Source organism: Jeotgalibacillus malaysiensis (genome assembly GCF_044789845.1).
GTDB classification, from domain to species: Bacteria; Bacillota; Bacilli; order Bacillales; family Jeotgalibacillaceae; genus Jeotgalibacillus; species Jeotgalibacillus malaysiensis_A.
In genome coordinates, this window is record NZ_CP085252.1 from 2965353 (window position 1) to 2982956 (window position 17604).

Consider the following 17604-nt stretch of genomic DNA (forward strand, 5'->3'; position numbering starts at 1 on the left):
AGTGATACACCCGGTTATTTGTACCAATCTCTGCTCAGGTTGTATCAATCACCCTTGCAACTTGTGGCATTCCACTCAAAATTAGTAGCAATCACACCAGGCTCTTAATCTATTCAACCTCCATTTAACAGAAAAAAGCCCCCCCTCAGGAAGAGCTCTCTTTAATCCACTTATGTCCGGCCGCTTTTTCAAGACGGTTCATGATGGCTGCGCCGATCCCCTTTTCATCAAAGGCTTCAGCTAAAATGATATCTGCATCTGTGTCGTTAAAGGAACGGATCGCGTGATAGAGCCCACGCGCAATCGTTGCAGGGTCTTTACGTCTGCCGCAAACCTCAACAATGTCAGCCGTAAGCTGTGCAGCGAGTTCTTCAGAGGCGAGCAGGCCAACTTTTTTCCCTTCACCTTTAAAACGGTTGATCGTCTGCTGGATCCATTCAGCTTCACCTTTAATGAGATAAAGAGGTGCGGTTGGTGCATAATGTGTGTATTTCATCCCTGGTGATCTTGGGACACTCTGTTCCTTTTTCAAAGAAGGATCAACGAGCACCTGACCGATACAGGCTTCGATTTCTTCAGCTGAAACACCACCTGGTCTCAAGATCATCGGTGGTGTAACCGTACAGTCAATGACTGTGGATTCAAGTCCAACGCCTGTTTCACCGCCGTCGACGATTCCTTTTATGCGTCCTGTCAGGTCACGGGCCACGTGCGCTGCAGAAGTCGGGCTTGGCTTGCCGCTCGTATTCGCACTCGGGGCAGCGAGCGGCTTTCCGGAACGGGTGATCAGTTCGAGCGCAACAGGATGTGACGGCATGCGGATGCCGATTGTATCAAGTCCTGCTGTTACAAGATCTGAAAACACACCATTCTTTTTGTTAAAAATGATTGTGAGTGGGCCCGGCCAGAATGTCTGAATCAGCTGTGTTGCATCATTGCTGATCGATGATACAAGTTCATCTAACGATTCAGGATTTGAAATGTGGACAATCAGCGGATTATCTGACGGGCGCCCTTTTGCATCAAAAATGCCCTGCACTGCAGTATCACTTGTTGCATCTGCTCCGAGGCCGTAAACGGTTTCAGTAGGAAAGGCAACCACATGACCGTGTCGTAAATAATCAGCTGCTTCAGAAATCTGTGGATAACCTTCACTCTTTTCCACATTGATATCCACAGTCCAGCGGATCGTTTCCATGTGAATCACCTCTCAAATTACTTTTTAGATTTATTTTGATTTATTTCGACATGCTGGTTTATCAACATTTAGTCCTGAATAATAGTATACTATTTTTATCTTCCTGTGAACAAAGGTTAAAACTATCCACAGTTTGTGTATAACTTCATCAAAATTGTGCACAACTTTGTGTATAAAGAGTAGTTATCCCCGTTTTTCACTAAAGCGGTTCCATTTATCTGAAATCCAGTTCACAATAAATGATTCTACTTTAATATCCGTTTTCGACACTTTTTTTTCTGGGGATAAGTCGTTCTCACAGTCCTCATTTTTCTCTTCTTCCAAAGTCACTGTCCCGCACATTTCAGGAAAGAATGCACACCACCAGTTTTCACCCGCTCCACTGCCGATCTTAATCACAAGTGTCTGATAAGTGCCGCCATCAGGAAACGTATGTGGTTCGAATGCTGTGGACACCGTTTGTTCAGGCGCTATATCTCCGGCATGCCGCTCTACGATTAAACGAATCTGATGGAGTTTTACATTTAGTTGATCACTCAGTTCTTCCCTGGTTAAAGGGTGACCACCTAAAAGCTGAATGATTTCAGGCTGTATGGATTGATAAAGCGCTTCTTTTGCTGATTGATCCTCTGCTGTATCGCTATTTGCAATTACACGCATACGAATGTCGCTTTCTTCACCGGATGCTGTAGATGGTGTAAGGATTGTGAGTAAGATCATCAAAATCATTGTTTTTTGAATCATCGTCCATTCCTCCCTGCCGTTACTAGGGCATTGTGGACGAGATTTGTGAGTTTTAAACATTGATAGGAATTAAAAGTTTGGCGTTTGATCTACGTTTCGGGCGGACGCTTTCCGGACGGTTGTTGCTAAGCCTCCTCGGCTGCGCCTGCGGGGTCTCAGCTTCCAACTAATCGTCCCGGAGTCGCCGCCCTCCACTTCGATCAACGCTGCGTATAATAAATCCTAATCATATTTTCTCATAAGTTATTAATTGTTCAATTATATGCTTGCACAGCTGAAAGTTCCCGCGTAAGGCGGCGACTCCTATGGCAGGAAGGGACAGGTGAGACAGAGCATGGCGAAGCCTGCTGACTCACCGCCCGGCCATGGAAAGCGTCCGCCTGGAGCGGGAACTTTCAGCCTACTTATTCAACACTAGAATCAGTTAACTCACAAAATACCATTCTATCTTTACCATTGATATCATAAATGACTTCAGTGTGATCATCTGGAAAGGCTTTTCTTAGTAATGCTGCCACGGTTTCTCCCTGTCCTGCGCCGACTTCGAAGCCGATAAGGCCCGGTCTGTTCATGTGTGCAGGCAGCTGTTCGCTCATTTTTCTGTATAGAATTAAGCCCTCTTCATCTGCGAAAAGTGCAGAATGGGGCTCATGTTCTGTGACGATTTCTGACATTGTGCTGAAATCACTGTGTGGAATGTAAGGCGGGTTTGAGAGAAAAACGTCAAACTTTTTTCCTTCAAGCGGCTGAAGGAGGTCACCTTCTGTAAATTCAATTTCAGCTTCAAGTGATTGCGCATTCTTTTTTGCTGTTGCAAGGGCTGCTTGGGATAAATCCGTTGCAGTGACCTGCCAGTCCGGGCGTTCAAGCTTCATGGTGATCGCAATCACACCGCTTCCTGTTCCTACATCTACGGCCAGAACCTTCTTCTTCTTTTTGAAGATACGATCCGCCCGGTCAAACATATAAAAAATTAATTCTTCTGTTTCCGGTCTTGGGATCAGCACGTCTCTATTTACATGAAAACGTCTCCCGTAGAATTCTTCATGACCGATAATGTGCTGAACAGGCACACCCTGGACATGCTGATCAAGTGCGATACCAAAGGCTTTCAGATGTTCCTCTGACAGCTCTTCTCTCAGTTCCATAAAAAATGATGTCCGGTTGAGCCCTGTTATGTGTCTCAGTAAAAGTTCGGCTGCAAAGGCTTCGCGGTCGTGATCCTCTAAATAAGAAGAAGCCCAATTAAGGGCCTCGTACATTTTAAGCTTCTCCATTATTCATCGCTTCCATTTTAGCTGATTGCTCTTCTAAAATGAGCGCCTCAATAATTTCATCCATTTTACCCTGAAGGATCTGATCAAGCTTCTGGATCGTTAAGCCGATTCGGTGATCCGTTACACGGTTTTGCGGGAAGTTGTATGTGCGGATACGCTCTGAGCGGTCGCCCGTTCCTACAGCTGACTTACGGACAGCATCGTATTCAGCACGCGCTTCCTGTTCAAACTTATCGTAAATACGCGCACGAAGGATCTTCATTGCTTTTTCTTTATTTTTAATCTGTGATTTTTCATCCTGCATTGATACGACAACACCTGTCGGAACGTGTGTCAGTCGTACTGCTGACATTGTCGTATTTACAGACTGCCCACCAGGACCACTTGATGCAAATGTATCAACGCGGATATCTTTTTCGTGAATATCCACTTCTACATCTTCTACTTCAGGCAGACATGCAACAGTCGCAGTTGACGTATGAATACGGCCGCCTGATTCCGTTTCCGGAACACGCTGAACGCGGTGTGCCCCGTTTTCATATTTCATTTTAGAATAAGCGCCTGTACCGTTAATCATGAATGTGATTTCCTTGTATCCACCAACGCCTGTTGTGCTCGCATCCATCACTTCGATTTTCCAGCCCTGAGATTCAGCAAAGCGGCTGTACATACGGTAAAGGTCACCGGCAAATAAAGCAGCTTCGTCTCCACCAGCTGCTCCGCGGACTTCCATAATTACGTTCTTATCATCATTCGGATCTTTTGGTAAAAGGAGTACGTGAAGCTTTTCTTCAAGTGCTTCAATTTCATCTGAGAGCTCACTTACTTCTTCTTTTACCATATCACGCATATCAGCATCGAGCTTTTCATTCAGCATTTCTTTTGCGTCTTTATGCTGCGCGAATACTTCTTTATAACGGCGGTATGTCTCAACTGTTTCAGACAGGTCTGATTGCTCTTTTGAGTATTCACGCAGTTTTTTTGTATCATTGACAATTTCAGGATCACTGAGTAGTTCATTTAATTTATCATAGCGGTCTTCTACCGCTTGTAATCGATCAAACATGATATCTTCACCTCTTTAGTTAGTATAGCGGATGGCGGGTTGTCTCACAACTGAAATCAGCTTCATTTGAAACGGTTTGCAGCAGCTCCAGGTGGAGGCTTTCCGGACGGCGGACGCTGAGCCTTCTCAGTCTGCAACTTGCTTGGTCCCGGCTGTCTCGCTAATCGTCCCGGAGTCCCTTCCTTACGCTGCCATCATCCTCAATTTTTTTAATACTCCTGCTCTAAAAAGAGAACCACTCTCTCCAATAAGAATATGAAGAAAATGATTCTCTATCCAAAACGTTATGCATTAAACCTTTTCAGATGAAACGGTTACGCCTTTTGGGACTTCATGATGGTGGCGGCAGCGTGGTTCGTAAGCTTCTGATGCTCCGACTAAAATAACCGGATCATCGTAGCCTGCCGGGCGTCCTTCGATCAGACGCTGCGTACGGCTTGCAGGTGATCCGCATACTGCGCATACGGCCTGAAGCTTTGTTACCTGTTCTGCAAGTGACATGAGGTGTGGAACTGGACCAAACGGCTCTCCGCGGAAGTCCTGATCAAGACCTGCTGTGATGACTCTGAAGCCCTGGTCAGCAAGTTTTGTAATGACTTCCACTATTTCTTCATCAAAGAACTGAACTTCATCAATTGCGATTAGGTCAGCTTTTTCAGTTACCTGCTCGAGAATTTCAGAGGAATGTTCAACTGGTACAGCGATGACTGATGCTCCGTTATGGGACACGATGGCTTCTTCGCTGTAGCGATCGTCGAGTTTTGGTTTGAATACTAAAATATGCTGTCTGGCAAATTGTGCGCGTCTTACGCGTCTGATGAGTTCTTCTGATTTCCCGGAAAACATACTTCCGCAAATCACTTCCATCCAGCCCGTTTGTTTCATTACATACACGTTTCCTTCAGCTCCTTTGGTCGTTTGCAGTACGCTTATGTATAAGCATGATTCCTCTATAACGCTGTCCCTTTACGTGGGAGACTGCGCTTTCCTGCCCCTGGGCGGTGAGCCCGCAGGCTTCGCCATGCTCGGTCTCACCTGTCCCTTCCTGGGGCGGGAGTCTCCGTCTCCCACTCCAAGGGTCAGCTGAAAGTTTAATTATTCCTTAAATATTTTTATACGCATTCTGGCATGTATCTAATAACTATATTTATAGTTGCAATATGGTTTAAGTCTATTGAAAAACACCTCTTCGTTCAAGAGGCGATTTGACTGAATCTGTTGTTTTATTCCCTTAATTGGCGAATTTAACCGTAAAAAAACAGGCAAGAAATTGATTCTCGCCTGTTTTGATTGTAAAGCTTAGCATACAGTCGGAACTTACATACGCTGTCCAGCTCCGACTCGCAGGGACTAGCAGACTGCCCATTCACTCGTACGATAAGTCATCATCGAATCGCTTCGCTCTTCGTGATTCCTTTATCTCCGTCGTGAACGGTTCAGTCAGTACGTCCCTAAACGCTCGCCTACGCTTTTCTAATTTACTTAAGACCGTATTTTTTGTTGAAGCGATCAACACGGCCGTCCGCTGCTGCGAACTTCTGACGTCCTGTGTAGAATGGATGGCATTCTGAGCATACCTCAATACGAATGTCTTCCTTAACAGAACCTGTTTCAAATTCATTACCGCAAGTACATGATACCTTTGCAGCTTTGTAATTTGGATGAATATCAGTTTTCATCTCAGTCATCTCCTTCCGCCCTGAACCATCTGGAACAGAGTAAGTATCTTACATACTAGCATGGTGCCAGATATGTTTCAAGCACACTGCTTACATTATAGCAGGGTGAATGTTGTGCAGCAACCATTGTTTTTGAAATTTATTGAGTATGGGATAACGGTTGGTCTATGCTTCAGGCGGACGCTTTCCGGACGGTTGTTGCTGAGCCTCCTCGGCTACGCCTGCGGGGTCTCAGCTTCCAACTAATCGTCCCGGAGTCGCCGCCTTACGCTACGACCACCCTGAGTAAAGTTAAGTAAATAATATGCTAAAACATACTTAGCGCCTCCTTGGAGAGCAGGACGGAGACTCCCGCCCCAATAAAAGGGACAGGTGAGACCCCGCAAGCGAAGCTGAGGAGGCTCACCGCCCGGGGGCAGGAAAGCGCAGTCCTGAACGGAAAGGAGGCGCGGTTTTGTCAGTGAAATTTAAGACTTGCGTCCGCTTGTTTTCATTTCTTCTGTCAGGTTTTCAAAGAACTCCTGGTTGGTCTTTGTCTGACGGATTTTACGTACGAGGCGTTCGCCGAAGTCATGTGAATCAGACATTGCGCGGCGGATTGCCCATAGTTTATCAAGGTGATCTTTTGTCACAAGCAGTTCTTCTTTACGCGTACCGCTGCGGCGAACGTCAATAGCCGGGAAGATACGGCGTTCTGCCATACTGCGGTCAAGGTGAAGCTCCATGTTACCTGTTCCTTTGAACTCTTCATAGATGACTTCATCCATACGTGAACCTGTATCAACAAGTGCTGTTGCAAGGATTGTTAAGCTGCCGCCTTCTTCAATGTTACGTGCAGCACCAAAGAAACGCTTTGGACGGTGGAACGCAGCCGGGTCAATACCACCTGAGAGCGTACGGCCACTTGGCGGGATAACAAGGTTATAAGCACGTGCAAGTCGTGTAATACTATCCATCAGGATCACGACGTCACGCTTATGCTCAACTAGACGCATTGCACGCTCAAGTACAAGCTCAGCTACTTTAATATGATTTTCAGGTACTTCATCAAATGTTGAGCTGACAACATCTGCATTTACAGAGCGCTCGATATCTGTTACTTCCTCAGGACGCTCATCGATTAGCAGGACAATCAGTTCCGCTTCAGGGTGGTTTGTCGTGATTGAGTTAGCGATTTCTTTCATCAGCATTGTCTTACCTGCTTTTGGAGGGGCAACAATTAGTCCACGCTGACCAAAACCAACAGGTGAAACCAGATCCATAATGCGCGTTGAAAGCTGTCGCGGCTGGTTTTCAAGCTTAATTTGGCGATCCGGGTATAGTGGCGTCAGTGCAGGAAAATGCACGCGCTCTTTTGATGTTTCAGGGTCGTCACCATTGACTGCTTCTACGTGAAGAAGTCCGAAATAGCGTTCGTTTTCTTTCGGTGGTCTTACTTTACCTGAAACCTTATCACCATTTCTTAAATCAAAACGGCGGATCTGAGATGCTGAAATGTAAATATCCTCAGAGCTTGGTGAGTAGTTGATTGGACGCAGGAAGCCAAAACCTTCTGACTGGATGACTTCAAGCACGCCTTCCATAAAGAAATAGCCTTCCTGTTCAGCACGTGATTTCAATATAGCAAAGATTAATTCTTTCTTTGTAAGCTTGCTGTAGTAAGAAACCCGGTATTCTTTTGCGAGTTCATATAATTCTTTTAATTTCATATTGTCGAGTGACGACATTTTTAATTCTTCCATAAAGGACACCACACTTCTGTTATTTTAATTGCTTCTTCAGCGAATCTATTGTGCTTGAAAAATGTTTGTGAGGATAACTGGTTGAAATAGAGGTTGTGTAGCTGAAGTCATTCATTATTCTACTCTTATTTATCTGCACAATCAACGTTGAAAATTGTCGTTCTATGGACTTTAAGAAACGCTTTTGATTTCCACTTCAGGCGGACGCTTTCCGGACGGTGGTCGCTGAGCCTCCTCACCTATGGTTGCGGGGTCTCAGCTTCCCACTAATCGTCCCGGAGTCGCCGCCTTACGTTCCAATCAACGCTTAAAATTTTTTAAATACAATTTGGTCGCTGATGCATATTGAACAATTTCTCGGAGTTCAGGACGAAGACTCCTGCGGAAAAACGATCGGGAAAGACCCCGCAGAGCAGTGATCTTCTGCCCGAGGAGGCTTGAGCGTTCGTCCGCGGAAAGCGAAGTCCTGAACGGAGAGAAATTGCGGTTACTACTTTGATCAAACGAAAAAACTCCAGGTATCTCTTTCCCGGAGCTTTTCGACGTTTACTTCATGACAAGGTTCGGCTTTTTCTTCAGACTGTGCGTGCCTTTGATAAAGCGGACGGTGCCGGATTTTGCACGCATAACAAGAGAATCGGTTTCTCCGTATGTGCCTTTGAACTGAACGCCTTTGAGGAGTTCTCCATCAGTTACACCAGTTGCTGCGAAAATTGCATCATCTCCGCGGACGAGGTCTTCCATGCGCAGGACCTGGCTAACATCAATGTTCATTGCTTTACAGCGTGCTGCTTCTTCTTCATTTTGCGGTAGTAGTCGGCCCTGGATCTCTCCGCCAAGACATTTCAGTCCAACTGCAGCGATGACACCTTCCGGCGCGCCGCCTGATCCGAAAAGAATGTCTACACCTGTTGTGTCGAACGCAGTATTAATTGCGCCTGCAACGTCGCCATCACCAATCAGCTTAATGCGGGCACCTGCTGCACGCAGTTCTTCGATAATTTTCGCATGGCGGTCACGATTTAAAATCGTGGCAACGACATCTTCAATATCTTTGTTTTTTGCTTTCGCTACCGCTCTCAGGTTATCAATGACTGGTGCGTTGATATCAATGCAGCCAACTGCTTCCGGTCCGACTGCAATTTTATCCATATACATGTCAGGTGCGTTCAGCAGGTTTCCGTGATCCGCGACCGCAAGTACTGCAAGTGCATTCCAGCCGCCTGAAGCGACAATGTTCGTACCTTCTAAAGGATCGACCGCTACGTCAAGACGTGGACCGTAACCTGTACCAAGCTTTTCTCCAATATAAAGCATTGGCGCTTCATCCATTTCACCTTCACCGATTACAACTGTACCTTTCATCGGGATTGTGTCGAATACGTCGCGCATTGCAGTTGTGGCTGCATCGTCTGCTTCATTTTTCAAACCGCGTCCCATCCATCTTGCTGATGATAATGCTGCTGCTTCAGTAACCCGTACAAGCTCCATTGATAAACTGCGTTCCATGTCAATCATCCCCTCGTGATTTGTCATGAGTCAGTATAACACATTCCGTTTCATTATGACATACTATTTAAAATTAAGCGTTATTTACCTGCTCGAGTTCTTCCATCGACATTTCCTCCCGCCAGATCACTGCACCAAGACCTGAAAGCTTTTCAATCAGATCGCTGTATCCGCGGTCAATGTGCTCAAGGCCTGTTACTTCAGTGATGCCTTCAGCCATTAGGCCGGCGATGACAAGTGCGGCACCTGCACGAAGGTCAGATGCTTTCACGCGTGCACCCTGTAAAACGGATGGCCCGTAGATAATCGCTGCACGGCCTTCTGTTTTAATGTTTGCGTTCATCCGCTTTAATTCGTCAATATGCTTAAAGCGCGCTGAATAAATCGTATCTGTAACCATTGCAGTGCCGTGAATTTTCGTCATAAGGGACGTCATCGGCTGCTGCAGATCCGTTGGGAAGCCCGGGTATACGAGCGTCTGAATATCAATTGATTTCAGGTTTTCTGACTTTCCGATATAGACATCCTCGTCACCAATTTCAACATGAACACCCATCTCACGCAGCTTTGCAATTAATGATTCGACATGAAGCGGGATGACATTATTAATTGTCACACCTTCACCTGCTGCTGCCGCTAAAATCATAAAGGTACCTGCTTCAATGCGGTCAGGAATGATGGTGTGGCGTGTACCGTGAAGTTCATCCACCCCTTCAATTCTGATTACATTTGTTCCTGCACCTTTGATTTTCGCGCCCATATTACTTAAAAGTGTTGCAACATCAATAATCTCAGGCTCTTTGGCAGCATTTTCAATGACTGTCTGCCCCTTTGCTCTGACAGCTGCAAGCATGATGTTAATCGTCGCACCTACGCTGACAACATCTAAATAAATTCGTGCACCTTTCAGTTCATCGGCACGCAGATACAGTGCACCCTGTTCATTTGTAACAGTGGCACCGAGCGCTTCAAAACCTTTAATGTGCTGGTCAATCGGACGTGGCCCAAGGTAGCATCCTCCCGGCAGACCGATTGCTGCTTTTTTAAATTTACCAAGCATTGCGCCCATCAGATAATAAGAAGCACGCAGCTTTTTCACGCGTCCATTCGGTAATGGCATTGCAACCATTCCTTCAGGATTCACACGCATTTCACCATCTTCAAATTCAACATTGCCGCCAATTTCCTCTAGCAGCGCTTTTAACGTATGAACATCAGATATATTAGGTAAACCTTCAATAGTCGTTGGTGTATCAGCAAGAATTGTAGCAGGAATTAGCGCCACTGCACTGTTTTTAGCACCACTGACTTTGATGTTTCCTTTAAGGGGATTGCCCCCTTCAATTTTTAATTTCTCCATTGATTGAAGCTCCTTCCGAACCAGCTCTTATATGTCTTTTTATCATGTGTATTTCCAGCTGAATCATGTGTGAAGGAAGCAGGATTTTTTATGCTTTGCGATTATTCCAGTCGTTAAGAAATGCTTCAATTCCCGCTTCCGTTAGTGGATGTTTAAATAGTTGGTGTAACACTTTTGACGGACAAGTTGCGATATGCGCACCGTTCAGTGCAGCCTGTGTAACGTGCATTGGGTGACGGATTGATGCTGCAATAATCTCTGATTTAATGTCATGCATAATGAACATTTCAGAAATGGTGCTGATCAGATCCATTCCATCGTGACCAATATCATCAAGGCGGCCAAGGAAAGGTGACACGTATGATGCACCTGCACGCGCTGCCATCAGTGCCTGATTTGCACTAAAGATCAGCGTAACATTTGTCTTGATGCCTTCTTTTGCAAATGCCGCAGTTGCCTTCAGTCCATCAGGTGTCATGGGGACTTTAACGGTGATATTCGGTGCGATTGCAGCCAGTTCTTTACCTTCTCTGATCATGCCTTCAGCATCAAGAGAAATAACTTCTGCACTGACTGAACCGTCTACAAGTGAGGTAATTTCCTTCAGCCGGTCATGAAACGAAATGCCTTCTTTCGCTACAAGCGACGGATTTGTTGTAACACCGTCAATAATACCCCAGCTGTGCGCTTCTTTGATCTCATCCATGTTTGCTGTATCAATGAAAAATTTCAATGTGATCCCATCCTTTGTTATGTATTTGGTATTATAACCGTTGATATGCGCGGATGGCACTCGCTTTCCGCGGCCGCGCGGTGAGCCTCCTCAATGCTACGCATTTCCGGGGTCTCACCTGTCGCTTCTATGCCGCAGGAGTCTCGCACCATCCGCTCCGATCAACTTAGTTTGACTCAAATAAAATTTAATTACTAACTAATGTAACAATTTTCTTTCATTTAAAAAAGATAATTTTCCAAAGTTCAATAAGTAAATTTAGGCTTTGATTGGAGCGGGAGGGCGAGACTCCTGCGGAAAAACGATCGTGAAAGACCCCGGAAGGCAGTGGTTTTCTGCCTGAGGAGGCTTGAGCGTTCGTCCGCGGAAAGCGAAGCCCTCCCGCGGAAATCAAAGACGGTTACCAGAACCATTAAATATTTAAAAAAGGCTGACTCAAAAAACGGTTGGGCCGCTTATGGTTAAATAAGCGGCCTGCCTGTTTGTGAGCCAGCCTCTTTTGATATGACTCAATTTCTACCCCATGAAACCGAGTGACGAGTTACGCCTTGCTTGATGAACCAAATTCACGCATTTTGCCGATTACTGTTTCTTTAATCACTTCACGCGCTGGTCCAAGATATTTACGTGGATCATATACTTCTGAGTCAGCAGCAAGTACTTCACGTACCTTCTTCGCTGATGCAATCTGGTTTTCTGTGTTCACGTTGATTTTAGCTGTTCCGTAAGAGATCGCTTTTTGGATGTCTTTTGTCGGAATGCCTGTACCACCGTGAAGAACGATTGGTACGCCTGCTTCTTTACCGATCAGTTCCATTTCAGTGAATCCAAGGTTTGGTTCACCTTTGTAAGGTCCGTGAACTGACCCAAGTGCTGGTGCAAGTGTATCGATACCTGTACGCTCTACCAGTTCTTTACATTCTTTAGGATCTGCATAAATCACACCATCAGCAACCACGTCATCTTCCTGGCCGCCTACAACGCCAAGCTCAGCCTCTACTGAAACTCCTTTTGCGTGTGCGTATTCAACAACTTTAGAAGTCACTTCCACGTTTTCTTCGAAAGGTCCGTGAGAAGCATCAATCATTACAGAAGTGAAACCTGCATCGATTGCTTCTTTACACTTGTCAAAGCTTGATCCGTGGTCAAGGTGAATTGCTACTGGCACAGTAATGTTTAAGTCTTCAAGAAGACCTTCAACCATTTTCACCACAGTTTTAAATCCGCTCATGTAGCGGGCAGCACCTTCAGAAACACCAAGAATAACAGGTGATTTTTCTTCTTCAGCAGCCTGAAGAATCGCCTGTGTAAATTCAAGGTTATTCAGGTTGAACTGGCCTACTGCATAGCCCCCATCCTTCGCTTTGTTCAGCATATCTGTCATTGATACTAATGGCATAATTAGTTCCTCCTTTAAATAAACGGCATAGCTTCTGCACAACCATTTTCTCTAGTATCATACCAAACGTTTAAGTATTTTACCATGCCAGCCACTCATCTTTTCTAATTAGACGCGCTAATTTGCCTTTATATGCTCTTTTACAAGGTTTCTGATATCCTGAATGTCAAAAGGCTTGGTGATGTGTGTAAGCGCTCCCAAAGATTCTGCCTCCTGAATCATGCCGAGTTCACCGTAGGCTGTCATAATGATCACCTTTATTTCGGTTTCCTCTTCTTTCATTCTCCGTAAGATTTCAATGCCATCCATTCCCGGAATTTTCATATCAAGCAAGACTAAATCCGGCTCTTCCTTTAAAAGCGCAAGTGCTTCAAGCCCGTTAGCTGCCTGAAATGTCTGGTACCCTTCTTTTTCAAGAATTTCGTTCAGCAGAATACGTATGCCAAATTGATCATCTACAATCAGTACTTTCTCCACATTCCACACCTCGTTTTCTTGATATTCAATCCACACAGGTTCGCTTTATATGTATATAGTTTAATAATAGAGCAAGTCTGTCTGTTTCTCAATGTGCTCTTCTTATGGTACATTCAACACAAACAGATGAGTTCCTTCATATTAATAAAGAAACCGTGTGCGCTTTTTTGACAAAAAATGCGAAAATCAATTGAAAGGATGACTTGCATGCTTAAAATGTTTACTACGCAGCTGACCGGATTATTCGGCAGACTGCAGTCTAAGGAAGAAATGGAAATTGAAAATGCTGCCCGTCTGTTAGCACAGGCTTCAGTCGGAGATGGCTCTATTTATATAAAAGGGTTTGGTGAAATGGCAGGTGTCACTGCTGAAGCAATACAGGGCGAAGAGCCGCTTGAAGGCGTGCGCGAACTGCAGGATGATCTGTCCGGATTAACGATTGCTGACCGCGTGCTGCTTGTTTCAAGAAGAACAACTGATCCGCAGGCACTCGCTTTTGCAGATAAACTGATTGAAGCAGATATATCTTTTGCAGTGATTGCAGGGAAAGTAAAGGATGCTGAAGGCGACCTTGAGGTAAAAGCGGATTCTTTCCTGAATACGCAAACGGTCCGCGGCATGCTGCCTGGAGAAACGGGTGGGCGCTTCGGCTTCCCTTCACTGATGGCTGCGCTTTATTTATATCACGGCGTGAAGTTTGTGCTAGATGAGATTTTAGAGGATTATTAATGCGTGAAGTTCCTGCCTCATTTCAGGTAGGAACTTTTTTCATTTGTTGTCATCCTTTTTTACGCTGGATGAAAGATACGATGAGACCAATTGGGATGAGTGCAAAACTTGCATAAATGCAGGTCCATTTGATTGCGGTAAAGACCGGCGTAATGGTTGCAAAAATATCAAGCCTTTCCGGATAAAAGGTTTTGACCAGTCAGCTAACCGGTGGTGCATCGGCAGGATGGCAATTGGCTCATGGCGTATAATAATTGCTACACCGCCACATTTAATTGAATCACCGGTAAGTATAATTGGTTCAGAGACTGCTGGACACCGCATAATTGATTCATCGCCGGCATTAATTGATTCACACCCCGGATTATATGCATCACCGCTCCCGTTAATTGAACGCCCAGAAAACAATCAGGCGAAAAAAATCCCCCACCCATATCAGGGCGGAGGATCCAATCATCTATTATTTCTTCATTGTTGCTTCGATAAAGTCTCTGAACAGTGGCTGCGGACGTGTTGGGCGTGATGTGAATTCCGGGTGGAACTGTGATGCCACGAACCATGGGTGGTCAGCAAGCTCAATGATTTCTACAAGACGGCCGTCAGGGCTTGTACCTGAGAATAGGAATCCTGCGTCTTCCATTTTCTCACGGTACTGGTTGTTGAACTCAAAACGGTGACGGTGGCGCTCGTAAACGACTGCATTGTCATATGCTTCGAATGCTTTTGTGCCTTCAGTCAGCTTACACGGATATAGTCCAAGGCGCAGCGTTCCGCCAAGATCTTCGATATCCTTTTGCTCCGGAAGCAGGTCAATAACAGGGTATGGCGTTGTCGGATTAATCTCAGCTGAGTGAGCCCCTTCAAGGCCAAGTACGTTACGTGCAAATTCTACACTTGCAAGCTGCATACCAAGGCAGATACCCAGGAATGGTGTTTTTGTTTCACGTGCATAGCGGATTGCTTCAATTTTACCTTCGATTGCACGGTCACCGAATCCACCAGGTACAAGGATTCCATCAACGTCTCCAAGCTCCTGTTCGACATTTTCACGTGTCAGCAGTTCAGAGTTCAGCCATTTCACTTCAACGTCAGCGTCAAAGCTGTAGCCTGCGTGACGCAGTGATTCTACAACTGAAATGTAAGCATCCTGCAGCTCAACGTATTTACCAACAAGGGCAATCGTTGTCTTTTCCTTCAGGTTACGCACACGGTCAACAAGTGCGTTCCATTCAGTCATTTCAGGCTGAGGCGCATCAAGCTTGAAATGATCGCAGACGATCTGATCCATGTTTTGTGCCTGAAGCGCAAGCGGTACAGCGTAAAGCGTATCAGCATCTGTTGCCTCGATGACTGATTTTTCATCGATGTCACAGAATAGCGCAATCTTGTCTTTCATATCCTGGGAAATCGGGTTTTCAGTACGCAGGACAATAATATTCGGCTGGATACCAAGGCTGCGAAGCTCTTTTACACTGTGCTGTGTCGGCTTTGTTTTCATTTCGCCGGCAGCTTTGATATAAGGAACAAGCGTACAATGGACGTACATTACGTTTTCGCGGCCTACGTCACTCTTGATCTGACGGATTGCTTCAAGGAATGGAAGAGATTCAATATCCCCTACTGTTCCGCCGATTTCCGTGATGACAACATCTGCATTTGTTTCGCGTCCTGCACGGAAAACGCGCTCTTTCAATTCGTTTGTAATGTGCGGGATAACCTGTACTGTTCCGCCAAGGTAGTCACCGCGACGCTCTTTTTTCAAAACTGTCGAATAGATCTTACCCGTTGTTACGTTGCTGTATTTGTTCAGGTTAATGTCGATAAAACGCTCGTAGTGACCAAGGTCCAGGTCAGTTTCAGCGCCGTCATCTGTTACGAATACTTCACCGTGCTGATATGGACTCATTGTTCCAGGATCTACGTTGATGTATGGATCGAACTTTTGAATTGTTACGTTTAGACCTCTGTTTTTCAAAAGACGTCCAAGTGATGCTGCTGTGATTCCTTTACCAAGCGATGATACTACGCCGCCTGTGACGAAGATATATTTTGTTGACATGTGTATTTCTCCTTTCGGGTTTACGGTGTTCTGTAGGATGACCGTTGACCTACACTACAGGGGGACGCTTTCCGCGGCCGGGCGGTGAGCCCGCAGGCTTCGCCATGCCAGGTCTCACACGTCCCTTCCTGCCGCAGGAGTCGCCCCCTTTCGCTTCGGTCAACTCTGTGCATAAGAATAAATTCTTATAGTAAAGAACAATTACTTAAAATAAAAAATAACTTCTTTCATTTGGCTATACGAATTTTATAACTCTTAAAAGAGAGTTCTATAAAAAATAAAAAGCGCCCCTCCTGCGTGTAAAACGCAAGGGAGCGCGGATATTTGCGATTGATCCCTTTAAAGGGAGCCCAAATAAAATACTACCATCAAATTTTAAAAAATCAAGAAAGAATTAAATGGCGGAAAAGACTGACGATTTATAACTTGTCCTCATCTTCGTCTTCATCATCCAGATCATCTTCATCCTCGTCATCATCGTCAAGGTCGTCAAAATCAACGTCGTCTTCGAATTCTTCGCCGTCGAGATCTTCAACATCTTCAACTTCATCGTCGATCTCGTCATAGACAAGGTCGTCTTCTTCGTCATCAAGGTTGTCAAAGTCCAGATCTTCTTCTGCTTTTTTCTTTTTCTTTGATTTTGTTTTCTTTTTCTTTGTTGTCTGGATTTCGCTTGTAATCTGCTCGTCTTCTACCTGATCAAGCGGATACCATGAGCGGAGGCCCCAGCCTTTGTCTGAGTCAAGATAGATGAAGCGGCCGTCCATGTTCAGGTCTGTGTAGAACTGAACGATTCTGTTACGGGCTTCTTTATCTGTCACACCTAACAGGCGACTCCATTCTTTGACCATATCGTCGAATGTCATTGAGTTATGCTTATCAACGAGTAATTGGTGTGCGATTTCTATAAATGAATATTCACGCAGGTCTTCTACTGAGCGATTTTTAAGTTCCATGGTTTGCACTCCTTTGGTTTGGGTGATGTTGCTGTAAGAAGTTACACTTCCACACCGCTGTCTCTTTCCGTGGGGGACTTCGCTTTCCTGCCCCCGGGCGGTGAGCCCCTCCATGCTTCGCATGAATGGTCTCACCTGTCCCTTCCTGGGGCGGGAGTCTCCGTCCCCCACTCCAAGAGCCAGCTGAGATGGAATATAAAACGTTTGTTTTAACAAACAATTTACTCCAGCAACTTTGTATAGAATTTCATTTAAATACTTTAAAAAGACCATCAAATTGTTTTCCACCAAGTTGATTGAAGCGGAAGGCGGCGACTCCGGGACGAATAGTGGGAAGCTGAGACCCCGCAGCCGAAGGCGAGGAGGCTCAGCAACCACCGTCCGGAAAGCGTCCGCCTGCAGCGGAAATCAACGGTCCTGTTATAAAGTGAATAAATGAATTTAGCTCAAGGCATATGTTCCATTATAACCAAAGTTTTAATCAGAATGCCATAGTTACCATTGTTTTTTAGGAATTCTTTATTCCGCTCTTTTTCGTTTCGCGCCATGCGAGCCAGTAAAATAAGGCGGCGAGCAGCAAAAATGGAACGGCGCCTACCATTCTGCTGTAAAGATAGAGGGTCAGTCCTGCAACCAGCAGGATTGATGCGCTGAGGATAAACAGTTTTTTCACTAC

16 protein-coding genes are annotated in these 17604 nt (G+C 45.3%); 1 reads left to right on the top strand and 15 read right to left on the bottom strand.

What is annotated here, in order from left to right; all coding sequences use genetic code 11:
• Positions 1-145 precede the first annotated feature (145 nt).
• From LG330_RS15480 to LG330_RS15535, 12 genes are all read right to left on the bottom strand, one after another.
• Positions 146-1198, bottom strand: a complete 1053-nt coding sequence (locus LG330_RS15480; protein ID WP_404405391.1) for an L-threonylcarbamoyladenylate synthase — start codon at positions 1196-1198, stop codon at positions 146-148.
• 183 nt (positions 1199-1381) lie between these two features.
• Positions 1382-1942, bottom strand: coding sequence for a stage II sporulation protein R (locus tag LG330_RS15485; protein ID WP_404405393.1), 561 nt, complete (start codon positions 1940-1942; stop codon positions 1382-1384).
• A 404-nt stretch (positions 1943-2346) separates the two neighbouring features.
• Positions 2347-3219, bottom strand: a complete 873-nt coding sequence (gene prmC, locus LG330_RS15490) for a peptide chain release factor N(5)-glutamine methyltransferase (protein WP_404405395.1) — start codon at positions 3217-3219, stop codon at positions 2347-2349.
• Positions 3206-4285: a peptide chain release factor 1 gene (prfA, locus tag LG330_RS15495; RefSeq protein ID WP_404405397.1), complete on the bottom strand. Its 1080-nt coding sequence runs from the start codon at positions 4283-4285 to the stop codon at positions 3206-3208. The genes prmC and prfA overlap by 14 nt, the downstream gene beginning before the upstream one ends.
• Positions 4286-4576: 291 nt before the next feature.
• Complete coding sequence (locus LG330_RS15500; RefSeq protein WP_404405399.1) at positions 4577-5179, bottom strand: thymidine kinase; 603 nt, start codon at positions 5177-5179, stop codon at positions 4577-4579.
• A gap of 584 nt (positions 5180-5763) precedes the next feature.
• Positions 5764-5964 (bottom strand): 50S ribosomal protein L31, encoded by a 201-nt coding sequence (gene rpmE, locus LG330_RS15505; RefSeq protein WP_041123483.1) that lies wholly within the window; start codon positions 5962-5964, stop codon positions 5764-5766.
• Between the two features lie 467 nt (positions 5965-6431).
• Positions 6432-7706, bottom strand: coding sequence for a transcription termination factor Rho (gene rho, locus LG330_RS15510; RefSeq protein ID WP_404405402.1), 1275 nt, complete (start codon positions 7704-7706; stop codon positions 6432-6434).
• A gap of 546 nt (positions 7707-8252) precedes the next feature.
• Positions 8253-9215 (bottom strand): class II fructose-bisphosphatase, encoded by a 963-nt coding sequence (gene glpX / locus LG330_RS15515; RefSeq protein ID WP_404405404.1) that lies wholly within the window; start codon positions 9213-9215, stop codon positions 8253-8255.
• A 73-nt stretch (positions 9216-9288) separates the two neighbouring features.
• Positions 9289-10575, bottom strand: a complete 1287-nt coding sequence (locus tag LG330_RS15520; protein WP_404405406.1) for a UDP-N-acetylglucosamine 1-carboxyvinyltransferase — start codon at positions 10573-10575, stop codon at positions 9289-9291.
• A gap of 88 nt (positions 10576-10663) precedes the next feature.
• On the bottom strand, positions 10664-11308 hold the full coding sequence (gene fsa / locus LG330_RS15525; RefSeq protein ID WP_039811614.1) for a fructose-6-phosphate aldolase: 645 nt from the start codon (positions 11306-11308) through the stop codon (positions 10664-10666).
• A gap of 541 nt (positions 11309-11849) precedes the next feature.
• Positions 11850-12707 (bottom strand): class II fructose-bisphosphate aldolase, encoded by an 858-nt coding sequence (locus LG330_RS15530; RefSeq protein ID WP_404405408.1) that lies wholly within the window; start codon positions 12705-12707, stop codon positions 11850-11852.
• Between the two features lie 117 nt (positions 12708-12824).
• Positions 12825-13184 (bottom strand): response regulator, encoded by a 360-nt coding sequence (locus LG330_RS15535; RefSeq protein ID WP_039811620.1) that lies wholly within the window; start codon positions 13182-13184, stop codon positions 12825-12827.
• A 207-nt stretch (positions 13185-13391) separates the two neighbouring features.
• Between LG330_RS15535 and LG330_RS15540 the strand changes: the two genes are divergently transcribed.
• On the top strand, positions 13392-13913 hold the full coding sequence (locus LG330_RS15540; RefSeq protein WP_404405410.1) for a DUF2529 family protein: 522 nt from the start codon (positions 13392-13394) through the stop codon (positions 13911-13913).
• A 460-nt stretch (positions 13914-14373) separates the two neighbouring features.
• On the opposite strand, the gene LG330_RS15545 is transcribed toward LG330_RS15540, so the two are convergent.
• The 3 genes from LG330_RS15545 to LG330_RS15555 form a co-directional block, all read right to left on the bottom strand.
• On the bottom strand, positions 14374-15972 hold the full coding sequence (locus LG330_RS15545) for a CTP synthase (protein WP_404405411.1): 1599 nt from the start codon (positions 15970-15972) through the stop codon (positions 14374-14376).
• Positions 15973-16391: 419 nt separating this feature from the next.
• Positions 16392-16928 (bottom strand): DNA-directed RNA polymerase subunit delta, encoded by a 537-nt coding sequence (gene rpoE, locus LG330_RS15550; protein ID WP_404405413.1) that lies wholly within the window; start codon positions 16926-16928, stop codon positions 16392-16394.
• A gap of 508 nt (positions 16929-17436) precedes the next feature.
• Entirely contained in the window at positions 17437-17601 is a 165-nt protein-coding gene (locus LG330_RS15555) for a hypothetical protein (protein ID WP_404405415.1), read from the bottom strand.
• Between the last annotated feature and the right edge of the window lie 3 nt (positions 17602-17604).

Coding starts and splice junctions, on each gene's coding strand:
- glpX (WP_404405404.1), bottom strand. CDS start 9,215: ATGGAACGCAGTTTATCAATGGAGCTTGTACGGGTTACTGAAGCAGCA.
- LG330_RS15480 (WP_404405391.1), bottom strand. CDS start 1,198: ATGGAAACGATCCGCTGGACTGTGGATATCAATGTGGAAAAGAGTGAA.
- LG330_RS15545 (WP_404405411.1), bottom strand. CDS start 15,972: ATGTCAACAAAATATATCTTCGTCACAGGCGGCGTAGTATCATCGCTT.
- LG330_RS15520 (WP_404405406.1), bottom strand. CDS start 10,575: ATGGAGAAATTAAAAATTGAAGGGGGCAATCCCCTTAAAGGAAACATC.
- prmC (WP_404405395.1), bottom strand. CDS start 3,219: ATGGAGAAGCTTAAAATGTACGAGGCCCTTAATTGGGCTTCTTCTTAT.
- LG330_RS15540 (WP_404405410.1), top strand. CDS start 13,392: ATGCTTAAAATGTTTACTACGCAGCTGACCGGATTATTCGGCAGACTG.
- rho (WP_404405402.1), bottom strand. CDS start 7,706: ATGGAAGAATTAAAAATGTCGTCACTCGACAATATGAAATTAAAAGAA.
- prfA (WP_404405397.1), bottom strand. CDS start 4,285: ATGTTTGATCGATTACAAGCGGTAGAAGACCGCTATGATAAATTAAAT.
- LG330_RS15485 (WP_404405393.1), bottom strand. CDS start 1,942: ATGATTCAAAAAACAATGATTTTGATGATCTTACTCACAATCCTTACA.
- rpoE (WP_404405413.1), bottom strand. CDS start 16,928: ATGGAACTTAAAAATCGCTCAGTAGAAGACCTGCGTGAATATTCATTT.
- LG330_RS15530 (WP_404405408.1), bottom strand. CDS start 12,707: ATGCCATTAGTATCAATGACAGATATGCTGAACAAAGCGAAGGATGGG.
- rpmE (WP_041123483.1), bottom strand. CDS start 5,964: ATGAAAACTGATATTCATCCAAATTACAAAGCTGCAAAGGTATCATGT.